Below are 18343 nucleotides of genomic sequence, written 5' to 3'. Positions count from 1 at the left end.
CCGTCGCCCGGATATCGGCTTTCCGAGCTTCCGCGACGATCCCCCTTGCCGGACGCCACCGCCGCTTGCGGAGGCATGCATGGAGCCGGGAGCGACATTGCCGCTCCCGGCTCCCGCAGCTTACAGGCCGTCGACGCTCTTGCTGACCAGGACGTTCACTGCAACGCGGCGGTTCTGCGCCTTGCCTTCGGGCGTGTCGTTGCTCGCCGCCGGATCAGCCTTGGCCATGCCGGTCGGAGTCAGCATGCGGTACGGCTTCCATCCGCAGACCTGCTGCAGATAGTTGATGACGCGGCCGGCACGCTTTTCGCTGAGTTCCTGGTTGAAGTCGTCGCTTCCGGTCGAATCCGTATAGCCGACCACCAGCAACAGGGCATTCTCCGTCTGCCCGGCCGAATTCGCGGCGGTGCAGAGCTCGGCCTTGTCCTGAGGAGAAATTTCCGTCTTGCCGACATCGAAGTGCACGTTCGTCGTGCTCTTGACGTTGTACTTGTCGATATCGGCCATGCGGCCGCGCAGGGCCTCGGTAGCCGCCGCCTGCTCCTCGAAGCGCTGCGACGTTCCGCTCTGGATCATCGTCGCGGTCCTGAGGTCGTTCTTCCGAAGGCTGATCTGGCTCGCCACCAGCATGCCGTCCGCCTGCATCGTCTTGACGGTGACCGGCAGTCCGTTGAGCAGCGCGTTCGGGGCGAGCTTGCTGCCACCGAACAGACCGCCTCCCGCCTTGACCCGCGTCATGTCGGTGATGGCGATCGTCGTGCTTGCGCCATCGGCGCTCGTGACCTTCATCCTGTCGCCGGTGCGCGCGGTGATGACGCCCTTGATTTCGGGCCCTTCGGTCATCGCGGACGGGGCAGGACCGTTCACGACGATATTGGGATCGGGCGCGCTCTGCTGCTGCGCATATGCGCCGCCCGACGCAGATACGGCCAGCATGGCAGCCAGGAAGCGAACCCCCTGCTTTTTGGAAATGACACGCATTGAGCAACCTCCTTCAAATTGCCCCCCACCGGCGCGCCTTGCGTGTTCCGGTAAAGCTGTCCGGCAGATGAACAGGCCCGGAACGCCCGCTCGCCGAGCGGACGGTTCGAGCGCGCCGTGCGACGAGCCGATGGCGGAGACCCGCGAGAGCCATGCCTTAGTCCAGGCCCAGCGCCACCTTGCGCGAGACGAGGATGAAACGCGGACCGGCGCCGTTCAGCGCGGCGCGGTCATCCGGATTGTAGAGCGCGCACTTCCGGAGGCTCAGGCAACCGCAGCCGATGCAACCGTCGAGATCGTCGAGCGTGCGCTGGAGCCGGGCCATCTGCACCTCGATCCGTCGGCGGATGGCGCTGCTGATCCGTGCCCAATCCTCGCTTGTGGGCGTGCGCCCCTCGGGCGGCTTGCGCAGCTCGTCCGCGATCTGCGGCAAGGTGAGGCCCAATTGCTGGGCGATCAGTGCGAAGGAGATGCGGCGGATGTCCGAACGCAGGAACCTGCGCTGATTGCCGCGCGTGCGGATCGGATGCACGATCCCCTTCCCTTCGTAGAAGCGCACGGCCGAGACCGCGATGCCCGTGCGCGCCGCCAGTTCGCCGATCGTCAGAAGCTCGTTCCCGCGCACGTCGATTTCCCGCTTGACCTGAACTTAGGTTGAGGTTGTAGCTGCTCGCGACATGGCATCCAACCGGAAAGGAAATCCATGTCCCAACCCTATATCGAGCATGTGAACGTGACGGTGCGCAGCCCCGAGCGCGCGGCGAAGCTGCTCGGCGACCTGTTCGACTGGCACATCCGCTGGGAAGGCCCGGCGCGCGACGGCGGCCGTACCATCCATGTCGGCGACGATCGCACCTATCTCGCGGTCTACACTCCGCCCGAGACGCCCGATCAGGCAACCTTCGAGAAGGGCCGTCCGCTCAATCATGTCGGCATCCTGGTCGACGATCTCGACGAAATCGAGCGCCGCGTCGTCGCGGCCGGGCTGATCCCGTTCAACCATGCCGATTACGATCCCGGCCGGCGCTTCTATTTCCTCGACCATGACGGGACCGAATTCGAGATCGTCAGCTACGCCTGAATATCTGACTAACCATCAATTTTCGGCAACCTGCCGCGGCCGTGCCGGGTTCTTCCAGCGAATTCCGATCGCAGGGAGAACCCGCATGTCCACCAATCACGACGTGTCCAAGCTGGACGACCTGATCGTCACCACCATCGACAGCGTGCGCGGCTACGAACATTCGGCCAGGCACGCCGATGCCGGCCGCTTCCGCGCCTTTTTCGACGATATGGCCGACGAACGCCGCCGCGTGATCGACGCGCTCTCGACCAAGAGCCGTGAGCTGGGCGGCACGCCGGCGGAATATGGCTCGACCGCCGCGACCATCCATCGCCGCGTGGAGGATCTGCGCCGAGTGCTGGGTGGCGGCGACGAAGCGATCCTGAGCGAAATCGAGCGCGGCGAGGATTATCTGAAGGAAGAGTTCGATCGCGTGCTGCACGACGAGCGGATGTCGACGGGCGCGCTCGGCGTGGTTCGGGAATGCTATGCATCGGTGCTCAAGGGGCACGATACGGCGAAGAAGCTGCGGGACCTGCTCCAGGCGGCGGGCTGACGCGCCGGGCCGCGGCGACGGCTAGCGGCGTCCGTCCTCCGCCGCCAGCCGCTGCCGCACCGCCGCCAGCACCGGCGCGAGTTGGGGCAAGCTGGCACAGGCAAGGCGCGGCTCGTTGAACGCCGCCACCGCCTTGCGCGCCTGCACGATGCTCTGCGCCTTGTTCAACAACAGGTTATAGTCCCCGCCATAGACGCTGTAGGCTGCGTTCGGACCATTGCCCCAGCGCTTCGCCTCCGCATCCACCTGCCCCGCCTCGTACAACGCCTGTATCGCCTTGCGCACGGCCTGGCGCATCTGCAACTCGGCCGGGGATGCGGGCTCCGGCTCCGGGAAGCCCGCGGCGCGGGACCAGTGGCTCTGCTTCCCGGCCGGAGCCCGGAACCAGTCCTTCTCGACGACGCGCCAGTTATAGGCGGCATGGACGAGCGCCGAACAGAACATCGGGCGAAACGCCGCGTCATCGGCCAGATAGCCGACGCGGCGATCGGGCCAGGAGCCTATTCCCACCGGGCCGCTCGCCATCGTGGCCGGGGCGGCAGGGGCGAGTATCTCCTTCACGCCGGCAAAGCCGGAGCACCCCATCGCCGGATCGCGCAACTTCTCCTCGGCCACGCCCTTCTGCGCCAACCCCGAGACTCGAACCGCCGCAAAGCTGTAGCTCTGCTGCCATGCCTGCCTGTCCGCGGGAGTGACGGCGCCGACGGCGCCCATCCCCGCCTGATGGATTGCCCGGGCGGTGCGAACGTGCAGGCTGCGGAACGCCGCCGCTTGCGACGACAGGCGCGCCGTAGCGCCGGTTTCCCAACCCTGCGGGATGGGCTCGCCGGCGCCCGGCACATGGCCGAAACGCTGATTGGCGATGCTTTCGACGAGCGATGCGCAGACGATGTGCCGATATCCTTCGGGCTGATAGAGATAGCCCGGCAGGCGCATCGGCAGCCCCTGCATGAAGCTCACTCCCGCCATCGTGGGAAGGCCGCGGATCGGCTTGGCCAGCAAGGCCAGGACCTGTTGCGCGAGCGGAGTCGCGGCGGGATCGGCCAGGCATTGGGACGAACGGGCGTTCAGCGCCTGCGCGCCTCGCCCCCCGGCCAGATGAAGTCCGGCGTGATATCGGACTCCGTTGTAGAGTTTCAGATAGTTCTTGTAGGAAGATGCCGGCCATTGCTTCGCGGCGTTCCAGGCGCGATCGGCCGGCGCCAGCGCGGCATTGCGAAGCGCGGCGCTCAACCGCTCCTCCTCGGCGGAGATCCGGGGCTTCAGCGCGCCCCATTTGAGCTTGTCCACGCCCTGAATGCGCATGCTCGGCAGGTTCTCGGTGCCGAAATACATCCAGGCGATCTCTTCGAGCAGGGCCTGGCAACGCAGATCGCGCGCTACCTGCGGGTAGCGCTGATATTCTTCGAGCTGAATGAACCAATTTTCGACATTCGCCTCGGGATTCCTGCGCTCCCCGAGCGGCAGGCTCCGCGATCGCTGCGCGGCGGCCGGCAATGCCTGGAGGAGGCCGAGCAACAGCAGGAACACCAGCATGGCGATACGGAACCGGGATTGCATCGATCGTCCCCCAAATGCCGGCATGGCTTCGGAAGCATGGTTCCCGGCCCGGGACCGAGTCTCAATCGGTGCTGCGACAAACCCGCCGCCCCGCTCGACGAAGCTCGCGATGGCGCGCAAACGAAGCGGGGCGCGGAAGCCGTCTGCCTCCGCGCCCCGCGCTCGTTCGAATGCAGCCGGGCTTATTCGGCGGCAACTGCCTCGGTGCGGACCTCGCGACGCTCGGCGATACGCGCCGACTTGCCGGTGCGGCCACGCAGATAATAGAGCTTCGCGCGACGCACGACACCGCGGCGGACCACTTCGATGCTGTCGATGTTCGGCGAATAGAGCGGGAAGACGCGCTCGACGCCCTCGCCGAAGGAAATCTTGCGGACAGTGAACGAGGAACCCATGCCCTTGTTCGAGCGGGCGATGCACACGCCCTCATAGTTCTGCACGCGGGTGCGCTCGCCTTCGACGACCTTCACGCCGACCTTGAGGGTGTCGCCCGGGCGAAACTCCGGAATCTTCTTCGCCGCGTTGAACTTGGCGATCTGCTCGGCTTCGAGCGTCTGGATCAGGTTCATTTCACATCGTCCTGTTTTCGTCGCCGCGCGCCAGAGGGAGGTTGGACCCGAGCGCCCTCGTGGCGCTCCCAAAGGTCCGGCCTCCGTAGCCGTGTATCGCTCTCGGCACGGGCGCGTCGCCAGGCCTCGATCTTCGCATGATCCCCCGATCGCAGCACTTCGGGGATCGTGCGCCCTTCCCATTCGACAGGTCGGGTATATTGCGGATATTCGAGCAGCCCCGTTTCGAAGCTCTCGTCCATGCCGCTGGAAGGCGCGCCCATTACTCCGGGAATGAGGCGAATGCAAGCGTCGAGAAGCGTGAGCGCCGCCATCTCGCCGCCCGAGAGGATATAGTCGCCGATCGAGACCTGCTCGATGTCGCGCGCCTCGAACAATCGCTCGTCGATCCCCTCGAACCGGCCGCACAGGATCACCGCGCCGGGGCCGTCGGCCAGCGCGCGGACCCGATCCTGCGTCAACGGCTTGCCGCGGGGCGTCATCGCGAGGATCGGGCGCGCGGGCCCCTGGCCCGGCACGACGCTGTCGAGCGCGGCGGCGATCACGTCGGCGCGCATCACCATCCCCGCTCCGCCGCCGGCCGGCGTGTCGTCGACCGAGCGATGCCTGTCGGTCGCGAAGTCGCGGATCTGGACGGCCTCCATGCTCCACAGCCCCTCGCGCAGCCCCCTGCCCGCGAGCGAGATGCCGAGCGGACCGGGAAACATCTCCGGGTAGAGCGTGAGGATGGTGGCGACGAAGGGCATGGGAGCCTTTCCCCCCCGGGAACGCGATTGGCAAGGGGCGGATTGCGACATCATCGACGCGGCTCCCGCCCGCAGCGATCGATCGGGTGATGCCGATCGACGGCGTGCTCGCCTATCGGGGCGATAAGGTGATCGACGTCAGGTCGGGCGCCTCCCTGCCCTGACATGAAGAGGCCGGACGATCCCGCGGATCGCCCGGCCTCCATCCTGCGCGGCCGCTAGCTCCCGCAACCGCCGCAGCCACCGCCGCCACAGCCCCCTCCGCCGCTGCCGCAACCGCTGCCGCCGCTCCCGCCGTCGCTGCCCGAGCTTGTAGCGCGCATCTGGTGGAAGCCGCCCCAGTCCGAGCCGACCAGCACCACGGTACCGAACAGGGCCACCGCGAGATCGGTCTCGCCGCCGGCAGGAGCCCGGCGAAGCCTTTCGCTCCGCGCACGCGCCTCGGCGAGCGCCTCCTGTCCCGCGCGGGTCCGCCGGTCGAGCGCGGCGAAGCGGATCAGCGCGAGGATCCCGGTGACCACCAGCAGCGCGGTGAGATAGCCGACCGGCTTCTCCCGCGCCTCGCCGATCAGCAGCTTGGCATAGCCGAAGCCAAGGAGCAGGACATAGGGCAGCGTCTGGAAGAAGCGCATCTGCAGCGCATTCCACCCGTCCATCAGCAGCCCGGCATCTATCAGCCGTTCGCGGAGGCGTTCGCCATGCCTGCCCACTGCGCCGGCGACCCGGTCCCAACTCGCCCCGTCGGGCAGCGCGAGCACGCTGCGCTCGACCGGGGTGCCTCCGCCGAGCTGGCTGGGCGTGAACTTGTTCTTGCCCGCCATCGCCAGCTGGCGGGTGGCGAGCAGGCGGGCAGCGACGGTTTCGGCAAGGCGGGTGCCGCCGCCCGCCAGCCAGGCGAGATCTTCGGTATCGATGCGGCGCGGCGTGCGGCCTTCGGGCCTGAGCCAGCGCGGAATGGTGAAGCCGGCGATGATCGTCAGGATCAGCAGCCCGCCATAGAGGATGAGAAACGGCCCGCCGGTAAGATCGAAGGGTCCGAGCGACATAAGTCCTAGCTCCTCAGCAGATACCCCAGGACCAGGACGGAGAGCACCGCGAACAAGATCGGCAGCGCGATCCGGAATGGCCTCCGGGGCACGATGAATGCGTCGCGCGGATGCACGCGGCGCGCCTTGTGGTCCTCCAGAAGCCGCCGCCCCGCGTCGGGCCACAGATCCGCGGGCGGCGCGCCGAAGACGCGCTCGTAGCTGCGCAGCGTCTCGGCATATTGGGTGAAATAGCGATGCCCCTCCATTCGCCCGCCGGCCGTGGGCCCGTGATGGAGCGCGCGGCCGAGCACCTGGGGGCAGAAGCGCTCCCAATAGTCGCGGGTATAGGTGAGGTGCAGGTGCCAGGCCTGGTCGACCTGGTCCGAGGGCGTGACGGGATGATCGGCCGTCACCGCGAGGAAGCAGAAGCGCCTATACTCCTCGATCACGCGCTCGGCCTCGGCGCCGGTCCAGCCATTCTCGCGCGCCAGCCGCGCCGCGAAGCTAAGCTCCGCATCCTCGGGACCGATGGTGTAATGGGAAAGCGCCATCCAGACCGGGTGGCCGGTGGGGGTTCGAGACAGACCGGGGGCCTTGCTCATCTAAATTCCCACTAACTCAGTAGGTTTAAAATGTCAAGCCCCCGGATCGCCTCGCTCGCTCAAGGCTTGGCGGCAGGTTTCGGCCGGAAGCGCAATGCCTGGATGGTCGCCGGACGAGTCGGGGCCAGCAGCACCGTGCCGTCGAGCAGCCCCTTGTCGCAGTGCCAGCGAAAGGCGACGGAGAGCGCGCCGCTCGGGAAGAGCGGCTCGACCTTGCCCGTGCACGCCCCAAGCTGCGCGCGCAGGGCCGCCAGATCGCCGCGCCACCCCTCGGCCGAGCGATCCATCAGGAAATTCATCGCGAGGGCGGAACCCGCGACGGAGACGTCGCCCGCCGCATAGATGGCCCGCGCGGTCTGCTGGGCCGCAACCAGTTCCGGAGTCGCCGGCGGCTCGGCGAACTGGAGCGCACCGGCCTTGTCGAGCGCGAACATCGCATCCCAGGCCGTGCCCGCGGCACCGGTATAGGTGCGGTTGGTGAAGACGAAGATGCCCACGCCCGCCCCGGGCAGCAGGAGCATGTGCGAGCCATAGCCGGGATAGCCGCCGCCATGATGGAGCATCAGCCCGAGCTGGCAGTCCTGCGACACGCGCAGGCCCTTGCCATAGGCGGCCGCCTGCGTGCAGCCGTCCTTGGCCGCGCCGCCCATGCGCGGAGTGGCCCGCACGAAGTTCAGCCCCTGCGCCAGTTCGCGCACCGTGGCGCGCTTGACCGGCCCCGTGTCCGGCCCGTCGCGAGGCGGCCATGCGGAGAGCAGGAAGGCGATCCACTTGCCATAGTCGTTGGCGCTCACCTGCAGCCCGCCCATCGGGCCGAAGGCGCCGTCGCGCATGGTCGGCTCCTCGCGCCAGGCGCCATCCTCGAAGCGATAGCCGATGGCGCGGCGCGCGATCGGCCATTCGGACACTTCGAATCCGCTCGAACCCATGCCCAGCGGCGCGAGGATCGTGCGCTCGACATAGGTGCGATAGGGCATGCCCGACGCCTTGGCGACGATCCGCCCGAGCAGCGCATAGCCGAAGTTCGAATATTCGTGCTCGGTCTCGGGCACGCGGCTGAAGGGAACGCCGGCCCGGAGCAGCTTCGCGAACTCGGCCTCGGGCATCGGCGTCTGGCGATCTCCCCAGGGATCATCGGTGACGAAGCCGGCCACATGGGAGAGCAGGTCCCGGATCCGGATATGGGGGCTGTCCGTCGTCGGATATTTCCAGCCGCGCATTTCGGGGACGTATTTCTCGGCGAAATCGTCGAGCGAGAGCTTGCCGGCATCGCGGAGCGACAGGATCGACAGCGCAGTGAAGGCCTTGGTCATCGAGGCGATGCGGAACAGCGTGTCGGCCGTGACCGGGCGCTTCTCGGCCAGATCCTGCACGCCGATGCCGCGGACATGGACGAGACGCCCCTCCGCGACGATGCCGTAAACCAGGCCCGGCACAGGCGTATCGCGCTGGAAGGCCTCGAATTGGCGGTCGATCGCCTCGAACTGCGATTGGAGCGCCGCTTCCGTCGTCTGCGCGACGGCCGGCATGGCCGGGCAGCAGAGCGCCACGGCAAGCGCGGTACGGTGCCAGTTCATTGCGCATATCCCCCGATGTTCGCGGGGAGGATAACCGGCCCCTAGCGGGCGCGCCAGCCGAACCATGCCTCGGATATGAACCAGGCCAGCAGCCCGATGATTGCCGCACTCGCTCCACTGCCGATGCTGAGGAGCAGAAGGATCAGGCGATCCACGTCATGGTCGCAGGATGCCGCCCGGGCCCGCCCGCGGCCAATCAGGTTCGGGTGAGAATTCGGTGCAGCGGCGCGAACATTCAGCGCATCCGCCCCGTGGCCAGCGCGATCGCCCAGTCCGGGCGCCCTTCCGCCTCCGCCTTTCGCGCAGCGGCGCGATGGTCATAGGCGACGGCATGGAGCCCGATCTCCTCCCCGTCGATCACCGCATAGCGGGCAAGCGGATCGCCATTCTCGACCCGATAGGGCCGGGGATGATCGTCGTCATAGGCCTGGAGCCCGACGCTGCCCGGATTGAGCACGCGGCGCCCGCCGGGGAGCGTCAGCAGGCGCGGAACATGGGTGTGGCCGCACAGGATGCGCCCCTCCCCGCGCCCCGCCAGCCGCTCGGCGAGCTCGGCCTCGCTCGCGGCGCGCAGGCTCGCGCCCGCCAGCGTCTCGGTGAGCGGCGCGACGTCGCTGTCCGGTGTACCATGGCACAGGAACATGTCCTCCAGCGCCAGCGTCGCCGGCAGGCCCGCCAGCCAGGCCAGCGCCTCAGGACCCAGCACGGCATTGGCAAAGCCATCGGAGGCGTTCATCCGCGCCGGCGGATCGGTGAGTACCTGCCGCTCGTGATTGCCCGCGATGGTCGGCCAGTCGCGTGCCATCAGCCAGGCGGCGGTCTCGGCCGGCCAGAGCGGGCCCGAGAGGATGTCGCCCAGGTTGACGAAGCGGGTGCAGCCCCGCGCCCGGGCATCGGCGACGACTGCGATCAGGGCCGGAAGATTGCCGTGGATGTCGGAAAGGACCGCGATGCGCGTCATTCGACGAAGGCGGCGCTCACCACCAGCCGTTCGGCATCCCATTCGGGCACGGCGGCGGGGATCATCGGCACCATGAAGCGCTTGGCCTTGCCGGTTTCGTCGGCCGGCCGCTCGATCTCGAGCACGTCGCCCGCACCGAAATTGTCGATCGCCACGACCTTGCCCAGCGCCGCGCCCTCATCGGAGACGGCGGGGAGACCCAACAGGTCGACATGATAATATTCGCCCTCGCCGAGCGGGGGCAGCGCCGAGCGCGGGACGCTGAGTTCGGTCCCGCGCAGGGCCTCGGCCGCATTGCGGTCGGCCACTTCGGCGAAGCGCGCGATCGTGCCGTTCGGCCCGCCGCGCACCGATTTCAGCGTCAGCGCACCGCCATTGAACCGGCGGTGCGTCGACAGGTCCTCGGCGAAGACCTTCAGGCGGACCTCGCCCGTCACGCCGTGCGCGCCGATCACGACGGCGAGCGTAACGGGCTGATCGCTGGACAAGGCTTACGCCTCGGCCGGCGGGGTCTCTTCGGCGGTCGCCTCGGCGACCTGCTCGGCTTCCGCCGTCGGCTCTTCGGTCGCCGCTTCGACTTCGGCGGCCATCACAGCCTCGGCTTCCTCGTTCGAGCCCTCGGCCGGGGCTTCCTCGGCGGCCGGAGCCGGTGCAGCGGCAGCGGCGGCGGCCTCGGCCTTCGCCTCGGCGGCGGCTTCCTCGGCGGCCTTCAGCTTCTCGGCACGCTCCTCGGCACGCTCGACGGCCTTCTCGCCCGGCTTGCCCTTGTTCGGGTTGTTCTTGGCGGTGCGCTCCTTGAGGCCGGCGGCGTCGAGGAAGCGGGCGACGCGGTCGGTCGGCTGCGCGCCGACGCCCAGCCAGTAGGTGGCGCGATCATTGTCGAGCACGACGCGCTTGGCATCGTCCTTGGCGAGGAGCGGGTTGTAGGTGCCGATCTTCTCGATGAACTTGCCGTCGCGGGGCGAGCGGGCATCGGCAACGACGATGCGATAGTACGGACGCTTCTTCGAGCCGCCGCGCGACAGACGCAGGGAAATAGCCATTACAATCTTCCTTCTTCGTATTCGTCAGCCCGGCATGCACCGGGTCTGGTCTGGTTGTTGCCCCGCCGCCTGACGGCTGGGCGGGGGATCACTTCTTCTTCAGAAAATTCTCGAAACCGGGCGGGAGCTGCGGGGCGCCGGGGCCGCCGAGACCGGGAAGCCCGCCGGCGCCACCGGGGCCGTCCAGCTTGCCCATCATGTCGCCCAGGCCGGCGCCGCCCAGCGCGTTGCCGACGCCGCCCATGCCGCCGCCCGGACCGCCCTTGCCGAGCATGCCCATCAGGCCCTTGAGCCCGCCCATCTTCTTCAGCCGCTTCATCGCGGTCTGCATCTCGAGGTGCATCTTCAGCAGCTTGTTGACGTCCTGCACGGTCGTTCCCGAGCCCTTGGCGATGCGGATCTTGCGCTTGGCGTTGATCAGGTCGGGCTTGGCGCGCTCCTTCGGCGTCATCGAGGTGATCATCGCGTCCATGCGGATCAGCACCTTGTCGCCGCCGACCTGGTCGACCGCCGCCTGCGCCTTCTTCATGCCCGGCATCATGCCGGCGAGCGCGCCCAGGCCGCCCATGCGGCGCATCTGGGCAAGCTGGCCGCGCAGGTCGTTCATGTCGAACTGGCCCTTGGCCAGCCGCGCCGCCATCTTCTCGGCGTCTTCCTCCTGGATCGCCGCCGCCGCCTTCTCCACCAGGCTGACGACGTCGCCCATGCCCAGGATACGGCCGGCGACACGCTTGGGATGGAAGGGCTCGAGCGCATCGAGCTTCTCGCCCATGCCGGCGAACTTGATCGGCTTGCCGGTGACCGCGCGCATCGACAGCGCCGCGCCGCCGCGCGCATCGCCGTCCATGCGGGTGAGGATCACGCCGGTGAGCGGCACCTGCTCGGAGAAGCTGGTCGCGACATTCACCGCGTCCTGGCCGGTAAGCGAGTCGACGACGAGCAGGATCTCGTTCGGCCGGGCGATGTCCGCCACCGCCTTCATCTCGTCCATCAGCGCCTGGTCGACGTGCAGGCGGCCGGCGGTGTCGAGCATCAGGACGTCATAGCCCTGAAGCCTGGCGGCATTCAGCGCGCGCCTGGCGATCTCCACCGGCTGCTGGCCGGCGACGATCGGCAGCGTCTGCACCTCGGTCTGGGTGCCGAGCACGGCGAGCTGCTCCTGCGCGGCGGGACGATTCACGTCCAGCGACGCCATCATCACCTTCTTGCCCTGGCTCTTGAGCAGGCGCGAGAGCTTGGCAGTGGTGGTCGTCTTGCCCGAACCCTGGAGGCCGACAAGCATGATCACGGCCGGCGGCGTCACGTCGATCGAAAGCTCGGCCGTGTCCGGACCCAGCATGTCCACGAGCGCGTCGTGGACGATCTTCACCACTTGCTGGCCCGGCGTGACCGAGCGCAGCACCTCGTGGCCAATGGCCTTCTCGGTCACCTTCTCGACGAAGTCGCGCGCCACCGGAAGCGCGACATCGGCCTCCAGCAGGGCGATCCGCACTTCGCGCATGGCGGTGCGGACATCGGCCTCGGTCAGCGCGCCACGACCACGCAGGCGCTCGAATACGCCACCCAGCCGTTCGCTCAGACTTTCGAACATCGACCAAAAAACTCCAAATCCGACCATGGCCCGTCAAAACGCAAAACACGCCGGCGGACGAAACCTCGTCGGCCAGCGTCGCCCCTCGGGGCGGCAAATGTTTCGCGTTCGAAGAGAACGGTCGCGGCGGCCCCTACTCCATCGGAGCGTGGGAGGCAAGTGCATCAAACGCCTCGCCGCGCCTGCCGGGGGAATGAGCGAACTGCATTTATTGCGCGAACATGCCGTCGGCTTAACCCGTTCTATACCGAGTGCGTGAGAAACGAACCCGGTTGCAGTTGGGGGATCGTTCCCGGCATGTCGCTGGACCACGAAGAACAAGCCTTATCGCGAAGCGCCCCGCGCCCGGCCCTGTTGTCGGGTGCGATCAGCGTTGCCGCGATTCTGCTCTTCATCGGCACCGGCAGCGCCGTGCTCTCCAAGACGCTGCAATATTATTTCGAAGGCGGCGCCCCCGCCGACCGCACGCTCGTCATCGCATTGCTGCTCAACGTCGCGCTGATCCTGTTCGGCTGGCGCCGGCATTCGGAGCTGAGCCACGAGGTGCAGGTCCGCGCCGCCGCCGAGGAGCGCGCCCAGCAACTCGCCAATCGCGATCCGCTGACCGGCTTCTACAATCGCCGCAGCCTTGCCGAGGAAGGCGCGGCGATGTTCGTCCGCGCCCAGCGCCGCCGCAAGGCCATGGCGATGATCATGCTCGACCTCGATCATTTCAAGACGATCAACGACATGCACGGCCATGCCGTGGGCGACGCGCTGCTGCGTGCCGTCGCCGCCGAGATCGCGCATGTCATGCCGCCGATCGCGCTCACCGCGCGGCTGGGCGGCGACGAGTTCGCCTGCGGCTTCCTGTTCGATCCCACCGAACCGGCCGTGGTGGAGCGCATCGCCGAGCGGCTGGTCAGCCGCATGGCCCAGCCCTTCGAGGCGGAGGGCTTGCGCCTGCACATCTCCTGCTCGCTGGGCATCGCGCGCTCGGACTTCGACTGCGCGAGCATCGACGCACTGATGCGCTCGGCCGACATCGCGATGTACGCGGCCAAGAAATCGGGCCGAAACCGCTATGCCTGGTTCGATCATTCGATGGAGCGCGAACTCCAGATCCGCAACGAGCTGGAGAGCGGGCTGCGCACCGCGATCCCGCGCGGCGAGATCGTCCCCTATTTCGAGCAGCAGGTGGACCTGACCACCAACCGGCTGCACGGCTTCGAAGTGCTGGCGCGCTGGGAGCACCCCACGCGCGGGCTGATTTCCCCCGAGCTGTTCATTCCGATCGCGGAAGAGACGGGAATGATCGCCGACCTGTCGCTCTCGATCATGCGCCAGGCCTTCGTCGCCGCGCGCGACTGGGATCCCGCACTCACGCTTTCGATCAACATCTCGCCCTGGCAGCTGCGCGACGCCTGGCTGGCGCAGAAGATCATCAAGGTGCTGGCCGAGACCGGCTTCCCCGCGAGCCGGCTCGAAGTGGAAATCACCGAAAGTTCGCTGTTCGACAATCTGGCGCTGGCGCAGTCGATCGTCGGCAGCCTGAAGAATCAGGGCGCCCGGCTGGCGCTCGACGATTTCGGCACCGGCTATTCGTCGCTGGCGCATCTGCGCGCGCTGCCCTTCGACCGGATCAAGATCGACAAGAGCTTCGTCATGTCGCTCAACACCAGCGCCGACTCGGCCGCGATCGTCAATGCGATCATCAGCCTGGGCGAGAGCCTCAACCTGCCGATCACCGCCGAGGGCGTAGAGGACGGCGCGATCGAGGAGCGACTGCGCGCCGCGGGCTGCGCCAAGGCGCAGGGCTGGCATTATGGCAAGCCGCTGTCGGTGAGCGGCGTGCGCCGCCTGCTTGCCGAGCGACGGCTGATCCTGACCGGATCGAGCGCACAGGCAGCGCCCGCAGCGCCTTCGGACGATCGGCGGCTGGCGGGCTGAACTTCCGCCCGGGCCCGACATCGTCTATCCTTCGCAGCCGGCACATATGGCAGGCGGAGAAATCGGCATGCTCGATCGTCGAACGACTCTGGTCCTATTGGGCGGTGCCGCGGGCGGCCTGGCCAGCGCGAGCGTGTTCCTGCCATCCGGCGGCGGCGCCCATGCCGAAGCCCGGCCCGACCTCTATGACTGCGAAGGATGCCAGGCGGTAGGCGAGCGCGCGCCGGACATGCTTTCCGCAAGGGTATCGCTCGCCCCGCCCGAGGAGCCCGGCGCGCGGATGCGCCTGACCGGCCGCATATTCGCGGCGGACGGGAGGACTCCGGCGCCCGGCGTGATCGTCTATGCGCATCACACCAATGCGCGCGGCCTCTATGCCGATGGCACCGGCGAGACCGAATGGAGCCGCCGCCACGGCCGGCTGCGCGGCTGGGCAAGGACCGGCGCGGACGGGACCTATGCCTTCGACACGATCAAGCCGGCGCCCTATCCGGACATGACGATGCCCGCGCACGTCCATCTCTTCATCGGCGAGCCGGGCCGGCGACCCTATTATGTCGACGACCTGGTGTTCGATGGCGAGTTCGGCGTCACGCCCGCCTATCGCGCCCGACAGGAACTGCGCGGCGGCAGCGGGATCGTGCGGCTTGGCCAGGGCGAAGGCGGCGTCCTGCTCGCACGACGCGACATAAGGCTGGAACGCCATCCGGATGCCGCGGGCGGGCGGCCTGGAGCGGCCTGACGCCTTCTCATGCGCTCGCGGGAGGGCGGGCGCCAGCGACAGGCTACCACCCCGCCCCTTCCTCGTTGAGGAACGCCGCCTCCGCCGCCGTCGATTCCCGACCCAGCGCCGCGTTCCGGCTGGGGAAGCGCCCGAAGCGCGCGATCACCTCGGCATGTTTCCGGGCGAAATCGAGCACATAGGCATCGCCCATCGCGCCGAACTTCTCCACGCTCAGCTTCTGCATCGCCGGGTCCTCGGCATGCTCCAACGGCAGATAGAGGAACTGGCGCCGGTCATTGCCCATTCCGGCATCCCAGCCCTTGCCGATCGCCTCCAGCGCCAGCTGCAGCGCGAGCGGATCGGCGGCGAAGGCCTGGGCCGTGCCGCGATGGATGTTGCGACTGAACTGGTCGAGCAGGATGATCGCCGCGAGCAGGGTCTCGGGATCGTCGCGCCAGCCCCTGGCCCCCGAGCCCAGCACCAGATCGCGCAGCGGCCCGAAGCGCGACCTGATCTCCGCATCGAGCTTCGCCGAGCTGGCGAAATGCTGCTCGGGCGTGAGCGCGAACCAGAAGCCCAGTATTTCGCGGGTCTTCGCGTGGACATCGCGTGTAGCTGCGCCTAGATCACCGGCCAAATGTCATCCCCTCACGTCATCAGTCTGGGTTGCCGGCTCAACCTCGCGGAGAGCGAGACGATCCGCACTTTACTGTCCGATCGCGACACGATCGTGATCAACAGTTGCGCGGTGACCAACGAGGCCGTCAAGCAGACCCGCCAGGCGATCCGCCGCGCTCGGCGCGAACGGCCGGGCGCCGAGCTGGTGGTGACCGGCTGCGCGGCGCAGATCGACCCAAGAGCGTTCGCGGCGATGCCCGAGGTGGACCGGGTGATCGGCAATGCCGAGAAGCTGCGGCCCGACGCCTGGCTCTCGCCCGAGCCGGTGGCGGTGCAGGACATCATGGCCGTGCGCGAAACCGCGCCCCATCTCGCCGCCAGCTTCTCGACGCATGCCCGGGCGTTCGTGGAAGTGCAGAATGGCTGCGACCATCGCTGCACCTTCTGTGCGATCCCCTATGGCCGCGGCAACAGCCGCTCCGTCCCGGCAGGTGCCGTGATCGACCGCGTCGCCCAGCTTGCCGAAAGCCATGCCGAAGTGGTGCTGACCGGCGTCGACCTGACCAGCTATGGCCCCGACCTGCCCGGCGCACCGAGCCTGGGCCAGCTGGTCGAGCGCATATTGGCGCATGTGCCGGAGCTTAGACGGCTCAGGCTTTCCTCGCTCGACGGAATCGAAGTCGACGACCGGCTATTCGCCCTGCTCACCGGGGAGCCGCGCCTGATGCCGCACGTCCATCTCTCGCTCCAGGCGGGGGACGACATGGTGCTGAAGCGCATGAAGCGCCGGCACGACCGCGCCCAATCGGTTGCGCTGGTCGAGCGGCTGCGCGCGGCGCGCCCCGAAATCGCGATCGGCGCCGACCTGATCGCCGGCTTCCCCACCGAGAGCGAAGCCATGTTCGAGAACACGCTGGCGCTGATCGGGGAATGCGGCATCGTCCATGCCCATATCTTCCCCTACAGCCCCCGCGCCGGCACGCCTGCCGCGAAGATGCCGCAAGTCGAGCCCGAAGTGGTGAAGGCCCGCGCCGCTCGCCTGCGCGCCGCCGCCGCCCGGATCCGCGCCGCCTGGTTGCAAAGCCTGGTAGGCAGCACGCAGCAAGTGCTGGTAGAGCGCCCGGGCGACCGGGGCCATGCCGGCAATTTCGCCGAGGTCCGCCTCGCCCCAAGCCAAGTCGGAGAGATTGTGAGCCTCAAGATCGTGGACGTCCGGGACGGGAAGCTGATCGCATGAGCGGCCCCAGCTGGCACGCGCGCCTTCTCGGCGGCTTCCGCAAGACGTCCGACCGGCTGATCGGCAACCTTGCCGGCCTGGGCCTGGCTCGGCTGGACGACGCGACGCTCGACGAGATCGAGGAAGCGCTGATCGCCTCGGACCTCGGCCCCGCCACCGCAGCGCGCGTGCGCCAGCGGCTGGCCGACGGCCAGTTCGAGCGTAACATGGAGGAGCTCGGCATCCGCCTCGTCGTCGCCGACGAAGTCGCCAAGGCGCTCGAGCCGGTAGCGAAGAAGCTGGAGATCGAGGCCTTTCCCCGTCCGCAGGTGATCCTGGTCATCGGCGTCAACGGCTCGGGCAAGACCACGACGATCGCCAAGCTCGCCAACCTGCTGATGGAACAGGATTATTCGGTGATGCTCGCCGCCGGCGACACCTTCCGCGCCGCCGCGATCGGGCAGCTTCGCACCTGGGCCGAGCGGATCGGCGTGCCGATCGTCTCCGGCGTCGAGGGCGGCGATGCCGCCGGCATCGTGTTCGAGGCGGTGAAGAAGGCGACCGAGATCGGCACCGACGTGCTGATCGTCGATACCGCCGGGCGCCTGCAGAACAAGCGCGAGCTGATGGACGAGCTGGCCAAGATCCGCCGCGTGCTCGGCCGGCTCAATCCGGCGGCGCCGCACGACGTGGTGCTGGTGCTCGACGCGACCACCGGCCAGAACGCCTTGAACCAGATCGAAGTGTTCAAGGAAGTCGCGGGCGTGACCGGCCTCGTCATGACCAAGCTCGACGGCACCGCGCGCGGCGGCGTGCTCGTCGCGGCGGCGGAGAAATACGGCCTGCCGATCCATGCGATCGGCGTGGGCGAGAAGGTCGACGACCTGCGTCCGTTCGACGCGCAGGAAGTCGCGCGCATCATTGCCGGGGTGGAGGAGCTTACCAATGGCTGAGAAGAAGGCCGCCACGCCCGGCGTGCGGATGCTGATCGACTATGGCCCGCTCGCGGTGTTCTTCCTGGTCAATTCGCTGGCCCAGGGGCCGGTGCTCGCGCGCGTGTTCGCCGCCACCGTGGCGTTCATGGTCGCGATGGCCGCGGCGATCGCGCTGAGCTGGTGGAAGACGCGCCACGTCTCGCCGATGCTGTGGATCACGGCCGCCTTCGTGCTCCTGTTCGGCGGCCTGACGCTCTATTTCCACGATCAGACCTTCATCCAGATCAAGCCGACGATCATCTATGCGATGTTCGCGATCGTGCTCGGCTATGGCGTGATCGCCGACAAGCCGCTGCTCCAGATGCTGCTCGAACAGGCCTATCCGGGCCTCTCGGCCAAGGGCTGGCGGCTGCTGACGATCAACTGGGCGCTGTTCTTCGTCGCCGCCGCGGTGGCGAACGAAATCGTTCGCCAGTTCGTCACCTGGGATCAGTGGGTCCTCTTCAAGACCTGGGTGATGATCCCGGTCACGCTGGCGTTCGCGATGCTCAACATCCCGCTGCTGCTCAAGCACGGCCTGCAGCTGGAAAAGCCCGAGGACGCGCCGATCCCGCCCCAGGAGTGAGCGGGCGCGGTGTCGCACG

The 18343-nt window shown here is 68.0% G+C and carries 20 protein-coding genes; 7 read left to right on the top strand and 13 right to left on the bottom strand.

Going from position 1 to position 18343, the window contains the following annotated elements; genetic code table 11:
* Window positions 1–120: 120 nt before the first annotated feature.
* The gene (locus FHR20_RS04550) at window positions 121–981 is read right to left on the bottom strand and encodes an OmpA family protein (protein WP_167298406.1); all 861 of its coding nucleotides are present in this window, start codon (window positions 979–981) and stop codon (window positions 121–123) included.
* Between the two features lie 157 nt (window positions 982–1138).
* Window positions 1139–1606: a redox-sensitive transcriptional activator SoxR gene (gene soxR / locus FHR20_RS04545; RefSeq protein ID WP_167298405.1), complete on the bottom strand. Its 468-nt coding sequence runs from the start codon at window positions 1604–1606 to the stop codon at window positions 1139–1141.
* 78 nt (window positions 1607–1684) lie between these two features.
* On the opposite strand from soxR, the gene FHR20_RS04540 reads away from it, so the two are divergent.
* A complete protein-coding gene (locus tag FHR20_RS04540) occupies window positions 1685–2062 on the top strand; it encodes a VOC family protein (protein ID WP_167298404.1) in 378 nt (125 codons plus the stop codon).
* Window positions 2063–2147: 85 nt separating this feature from the next.
* A complete protein-coding gene (locus tag FHR20_RS04535; protein ID WP_167298403.1) occupies window positions 2148–2600 on the top strand; it encodes a ferritin-like domain-containing protein in 453 nt (150 codons plus the stop codon).
* Between the two features lie 21 nt (window positions 2601–2621).
* Here FHR20_RS04535 and FHR20_RS04530 read toward each other — a convergent pair whose 3' ends face one another.
* The 10 genes from FHR20_RS04530 to ffh form a co-directional block, all read right to left on the bottom strand.
* A complete protein-coding gene (locus tag FHR20_RS04530; RefSeq protein ID WP_167298402.1) occupies window positions 2622–4160 on the bottom strand; it encodes a hypothetical protein in 1539 nt (512 codons plus the stop codon).
* A 182-nt stretch (window positions 4161–4342) separates the two neighbouring features.
* Window positions 4343–4729, bottom strand: coding sequence for a 50S ribosomal protein L19 (gene rplS / locus FHR20_RS04525; RefSeq protein WP_167298401.1), 387 nt, complete (start codon window positions 4727–4729; stop codon window positions 4343–4345).
* Window positions 4726–5475: a tRNA (guanosine(37)-N1)-methyltransferase TrmD gene (gene trmD, locus FHR20_RS04520; protein ID WP_167298400.1), complete on the bottom strand. Its 750-nt coding sequence runs from the start codon at window positions 5473–5475 to the stop codon at window positions 4726–4728. Before trmD ends, rplS begins: the two co-directional genes overlap by 4 nt.
* A gap of 218 nt (window positions 5476–5693) precedes the next feature.
* Window positions 5694–6521, bottom strand: coding sequence for a TIGR04222 domain-containing membrane protein (locus FHR20_RS04515; protein ID WP_167298399.1), 828 nt, complete (start codon window positions 6519–6521; stop codon window positions 5694–5696).
* Between the two features lie 5 nt (window positions 6522–6526).
* Complete coding sequence (locus FHR20_RS04510; RefSeq protein WP_167298398.1) at window positions 6527–7105, bottom strand: glycine-rich domain-containing protein; 579 nt, start codon at window positions 7103–7105, stop codon at window positions 6527–6529.
* A gap of 59 nt (window positions 7106–7164) precedes the next feature.
* Window positions 7165–8682, bottom strand: coding sequence for a serine hydrolase domain-containing protein (locus FHR20_RS04505; RefSeq protein WP_167298397.1), 1518 nt, complete (start codon window positions 8680–8682; stop codon window positions 7165–7167).
* A gap of 235 nt (window positions 8683–8917) precedes the next feature.
* A complete protein-coding gene (locus FHR20_RS04500) occupies window positions 8918–9643 on the bottom strand; it encodes a metallophosphoesterase family protein (RefSeq protein ID WP_243857117.1) in 726 nt (241 codons plus the stop codon).
* Entirely contained in the window at window positions 9640–10131 is a 492-nt protein-coding gene (gene rimM / locus FHR20_RS04495; RefSeq protein ID WP_167298395.1) for a ribosome maturation factor RimM, read from the bottom strand. The genes FHR20_RS04500 and rimM overlap by 4 nt, the downstream gene beginning before the upstream one ends.
* Before the next feature lie 3 nt (window positions 10132–10134).
* Entirely contained in the window at window positions 10135–10686 is a 552-nt protein-coding gene (gene rpsP / locus FHR20_RS04490; protein WP_167298394.1) for a 30S ribosomal protein S16, read from the bottom strand.
* A gap of 88 nt (window positions 10687–10774) precedes the next feature.
* On the bottom strand, window positions 10775–12277 hold the full coding sequence (gene ffh / locus FHR20_RS04485; protein ID WP_167298393.1) for a signal recognition particle protein: 1503 nt from the start codon (window positions 12275–12277) through the stop codon (window positions 10775–10777).
* Between the two features lie 297 nt (window positions 12278–12574).
* Here ffh and FHR20_RS04480 point away from each other — a divergent pair, with 297 nt between their 5' ends.
* Both FHR20_RS04480 and FHR20_RS04475 read left to right on the top strand, forming a co-directional pair.
* Window positions 12575–14206, top strand: coding sequence for a putative bifunctional diguanylate cyclase/phosphodiesterase (locus FHR20_RS04480; protein ID WP_167298392.1), 1632 nt, complete (start codon window positions 12575–12577; stop codon window positions 14204–14206).
* 67 nt (window positions 14207–14273) lie between these two features.
* A complete protein-coding gene (locus FHR20_RS04475) occupies window positions 14274–14948 on the top strand; it encodes a dioxygenase family protein (protein WP_167298391.1) in 675 nt (224 codons plus the stop codon).
* 43 nt (window positions 14949–14991) lie between these two features.
* Here FHR20_RS04475 and FHR20_RS04470 read toward each other — a convergent pair whose 3' ends face one another.
* The gene (locus tag FHR20_RS04470; protein WP_167298390.1) at window positions 14992–15567 is read right to left on the bottom strand and encodes a DUF924 family protein; all 576 of its coding nucleotides are present in this window, start codon (window positions 15565–15567) and stop codon (window positions 14992–14994) included.
* On the opposite strand from FHR20_RS04470, the gene mtaB reads away from it, so the two are divergent.
* The 3 genes from mtaB to FHR20_RS04455 are packed head-to-tail and all read left to right on the top strand — an operon-like array spanning window position 15568 to window position 18324.
* Window positions 15568–16785: a tRNA (N(6)-L-threonylcarbamoyladenosine(37)-C(2))-methylthiotransferase MtaB gene (gene mtaB / locus FHR20_RS04465; RefSeq protein ID WP_167298389.1), complete on the top strand. Its 1218-nt coding sequence runs from the start codon at window positions 15568–15570 to the stop codon at window positions 16783–16785.
* Window positions 16782–17717, top strand: a complete 936-nt coding sequence (ftsY, locus tag FHR20_RS04460; RefSeq protein ID WP_167298388.1) for a signal recognition particle-docking protein FtsY — start codon at window positions 16782–16784, stop codon at window positions 17715–17717. Before mtaB ends, ftsY begins: the two co-directional genes overlap by 4 nt.
* Entirely contained in the window at window positions 17710–18324 is a 615-nt protein-coding gene (locus tag FHR20_RS04455; protein WP_243857116.1) for an inner membrane-spanning protein YciB, read from the top strand. The genes ftsY and FHR20_RS04455 overlap by 8 nt, the downstream gene beginning before the upstream one ends.
* The last annotated feature ends 19 nt before the right edge of the window (window positions 18325–18343 follow it).

This window comes from Sphingomonas leidyi (assembly GCF_011761945.1).
In the GTDB taxonomy this organism is placed as follows: Bacteria; Pseudomonadota; Alphaproteobacteria; order Sphingomonadales; family Sphingomonadaceae; genus Sphingomonas; species Sphingomonas leidyi.
The sequence above is the reverse complement of the archived record's forward strand: the minus strand, read 5'-3'. Positions and strand labels throughout refer to the sequence as shown.

Excerpts from the sequence above, each read along its gene's own strand:
- FHR20_RS04475 (WP_167298391.1), top strand. The coding sequence starts at position 14,274 with ATGCTCGATCGTCGAACGACTCTGGTCCTATTGGGCGGTGCCGCGGGC.
- FHR20_RS04530 (WP_167298402.1), bottom strand. The coding sequence starts at position 4,160 with ATGCAATCCCGGTTCCGTATCGCCATGCTGGTGTTCCTGCTGTTGCTC.
- FHR20_RS04505 (WP_167298397.1), bottom strand. The coding sequence starts at position 8,682 with ATGAACTGGCACCGTACCGCGCTTGCCGTGGCGCTCTGCTGCCCGGCC.
- ffh (WP_167298393.1), bottom strand. The coding sequence starts at position 12,277 with ATGTTCGAAAGTCTGAGCGAACGGCTGGGTGGCGTATTCGAGCGCCTG.
- ftsY (WP_167298388.1), top strand. The coding sequence starts at position 16,782 with ATGAGCGGCCCCAGCTGGCACGCGCGCCTTCTCGGCGGCTTCCGCAAG.
- rpsP (WP_167298394.1), bottom strand. The coding sequence starts at position 10,686 with ATGGCTATTTCCCTGCGTCTGTCGCGCGGCGGCTCGAAGAAGCGTCCG.
- FHR20_RS04480 (WP_167298392.1), top strand. The coding sequence starts at position 12,575 with ATGTCGCTGGACCACGAAGAACAAGCCTTATCGCGAAGCGCCCCGCGC.
- FHR20_RS04455 (WP_243857116.1), top strand. The coding sequence starts at position 17,710 with ATGGCTGAGAAGAAGGCCGCCACGCCCGGCGTGCGGATGCTGATCGAC.
- FHR20_RS04500 (WP_243857117.1), bottom strand. The coding sequence starts at position 9,643 with ATGACGCGCATCGCGGTCCTTTCCGACATCCACGGCAATCTTCCGGCC.
- FHR20_RS04510 (WP_167298398.1), bottom strand. The coding sequence starts at position 7,105 with ATGAGCAAGGCCCCCGGTCTGTCTCGAACCCCCACCGGCCACCCGGTC.
- FHR20_RS04515 (WP_167298399.1), bottom strand. The coding sequence starts at position 6,521 with ATGTCGCTCGGACCCTTCGATCTTACCGGCGGGCCGTTTCTCATCCTC.
- FHR20_RS04535 (WP_167298403.1), top strand. The coding sequence starts at position 2,148 with ATGTCCACCAATCACGACGTGTCCAAGCTGGACGACCTGATCGTCACC.
- FHR20_RS04540 (WP_167298404.1), top strand. The coding sequence starts at position 1,685 with ATGTCCCAACCCTATATCGAGCATGTGAACGTGACGGTGCGCAGCCCC.
- mtaB (WP_167298389.1), top strand. The coding sequence starts at position 15,568 with ATGTCATCCCCTCACGTCATCAGTCTGGGTTGCCGGCTCAACCTCGCG.
- rplS (WP_167298401.1), bottom strand. The coding sequence starts at position 4,729 with ATGAACCTGATCCAGACGCTCGAAGCCGAGCAGATCGCCAAGTTCAAC.
- FHR20_RS04550 (WP_167298406.1), bottom strand. The coding sequence starts at position 981 with ATGCGTGTCATTTCCAAAAAGCAGGGGGTTCGCTTCCTGGCTGCCATG.
- trmD (WP_167298400.1), bottom strand. The coding sequence starts at position 5,475 with ATGCCCTTCGTCGCCACCATCCTCACGCTCTACCCGGAGATGTTTCCC.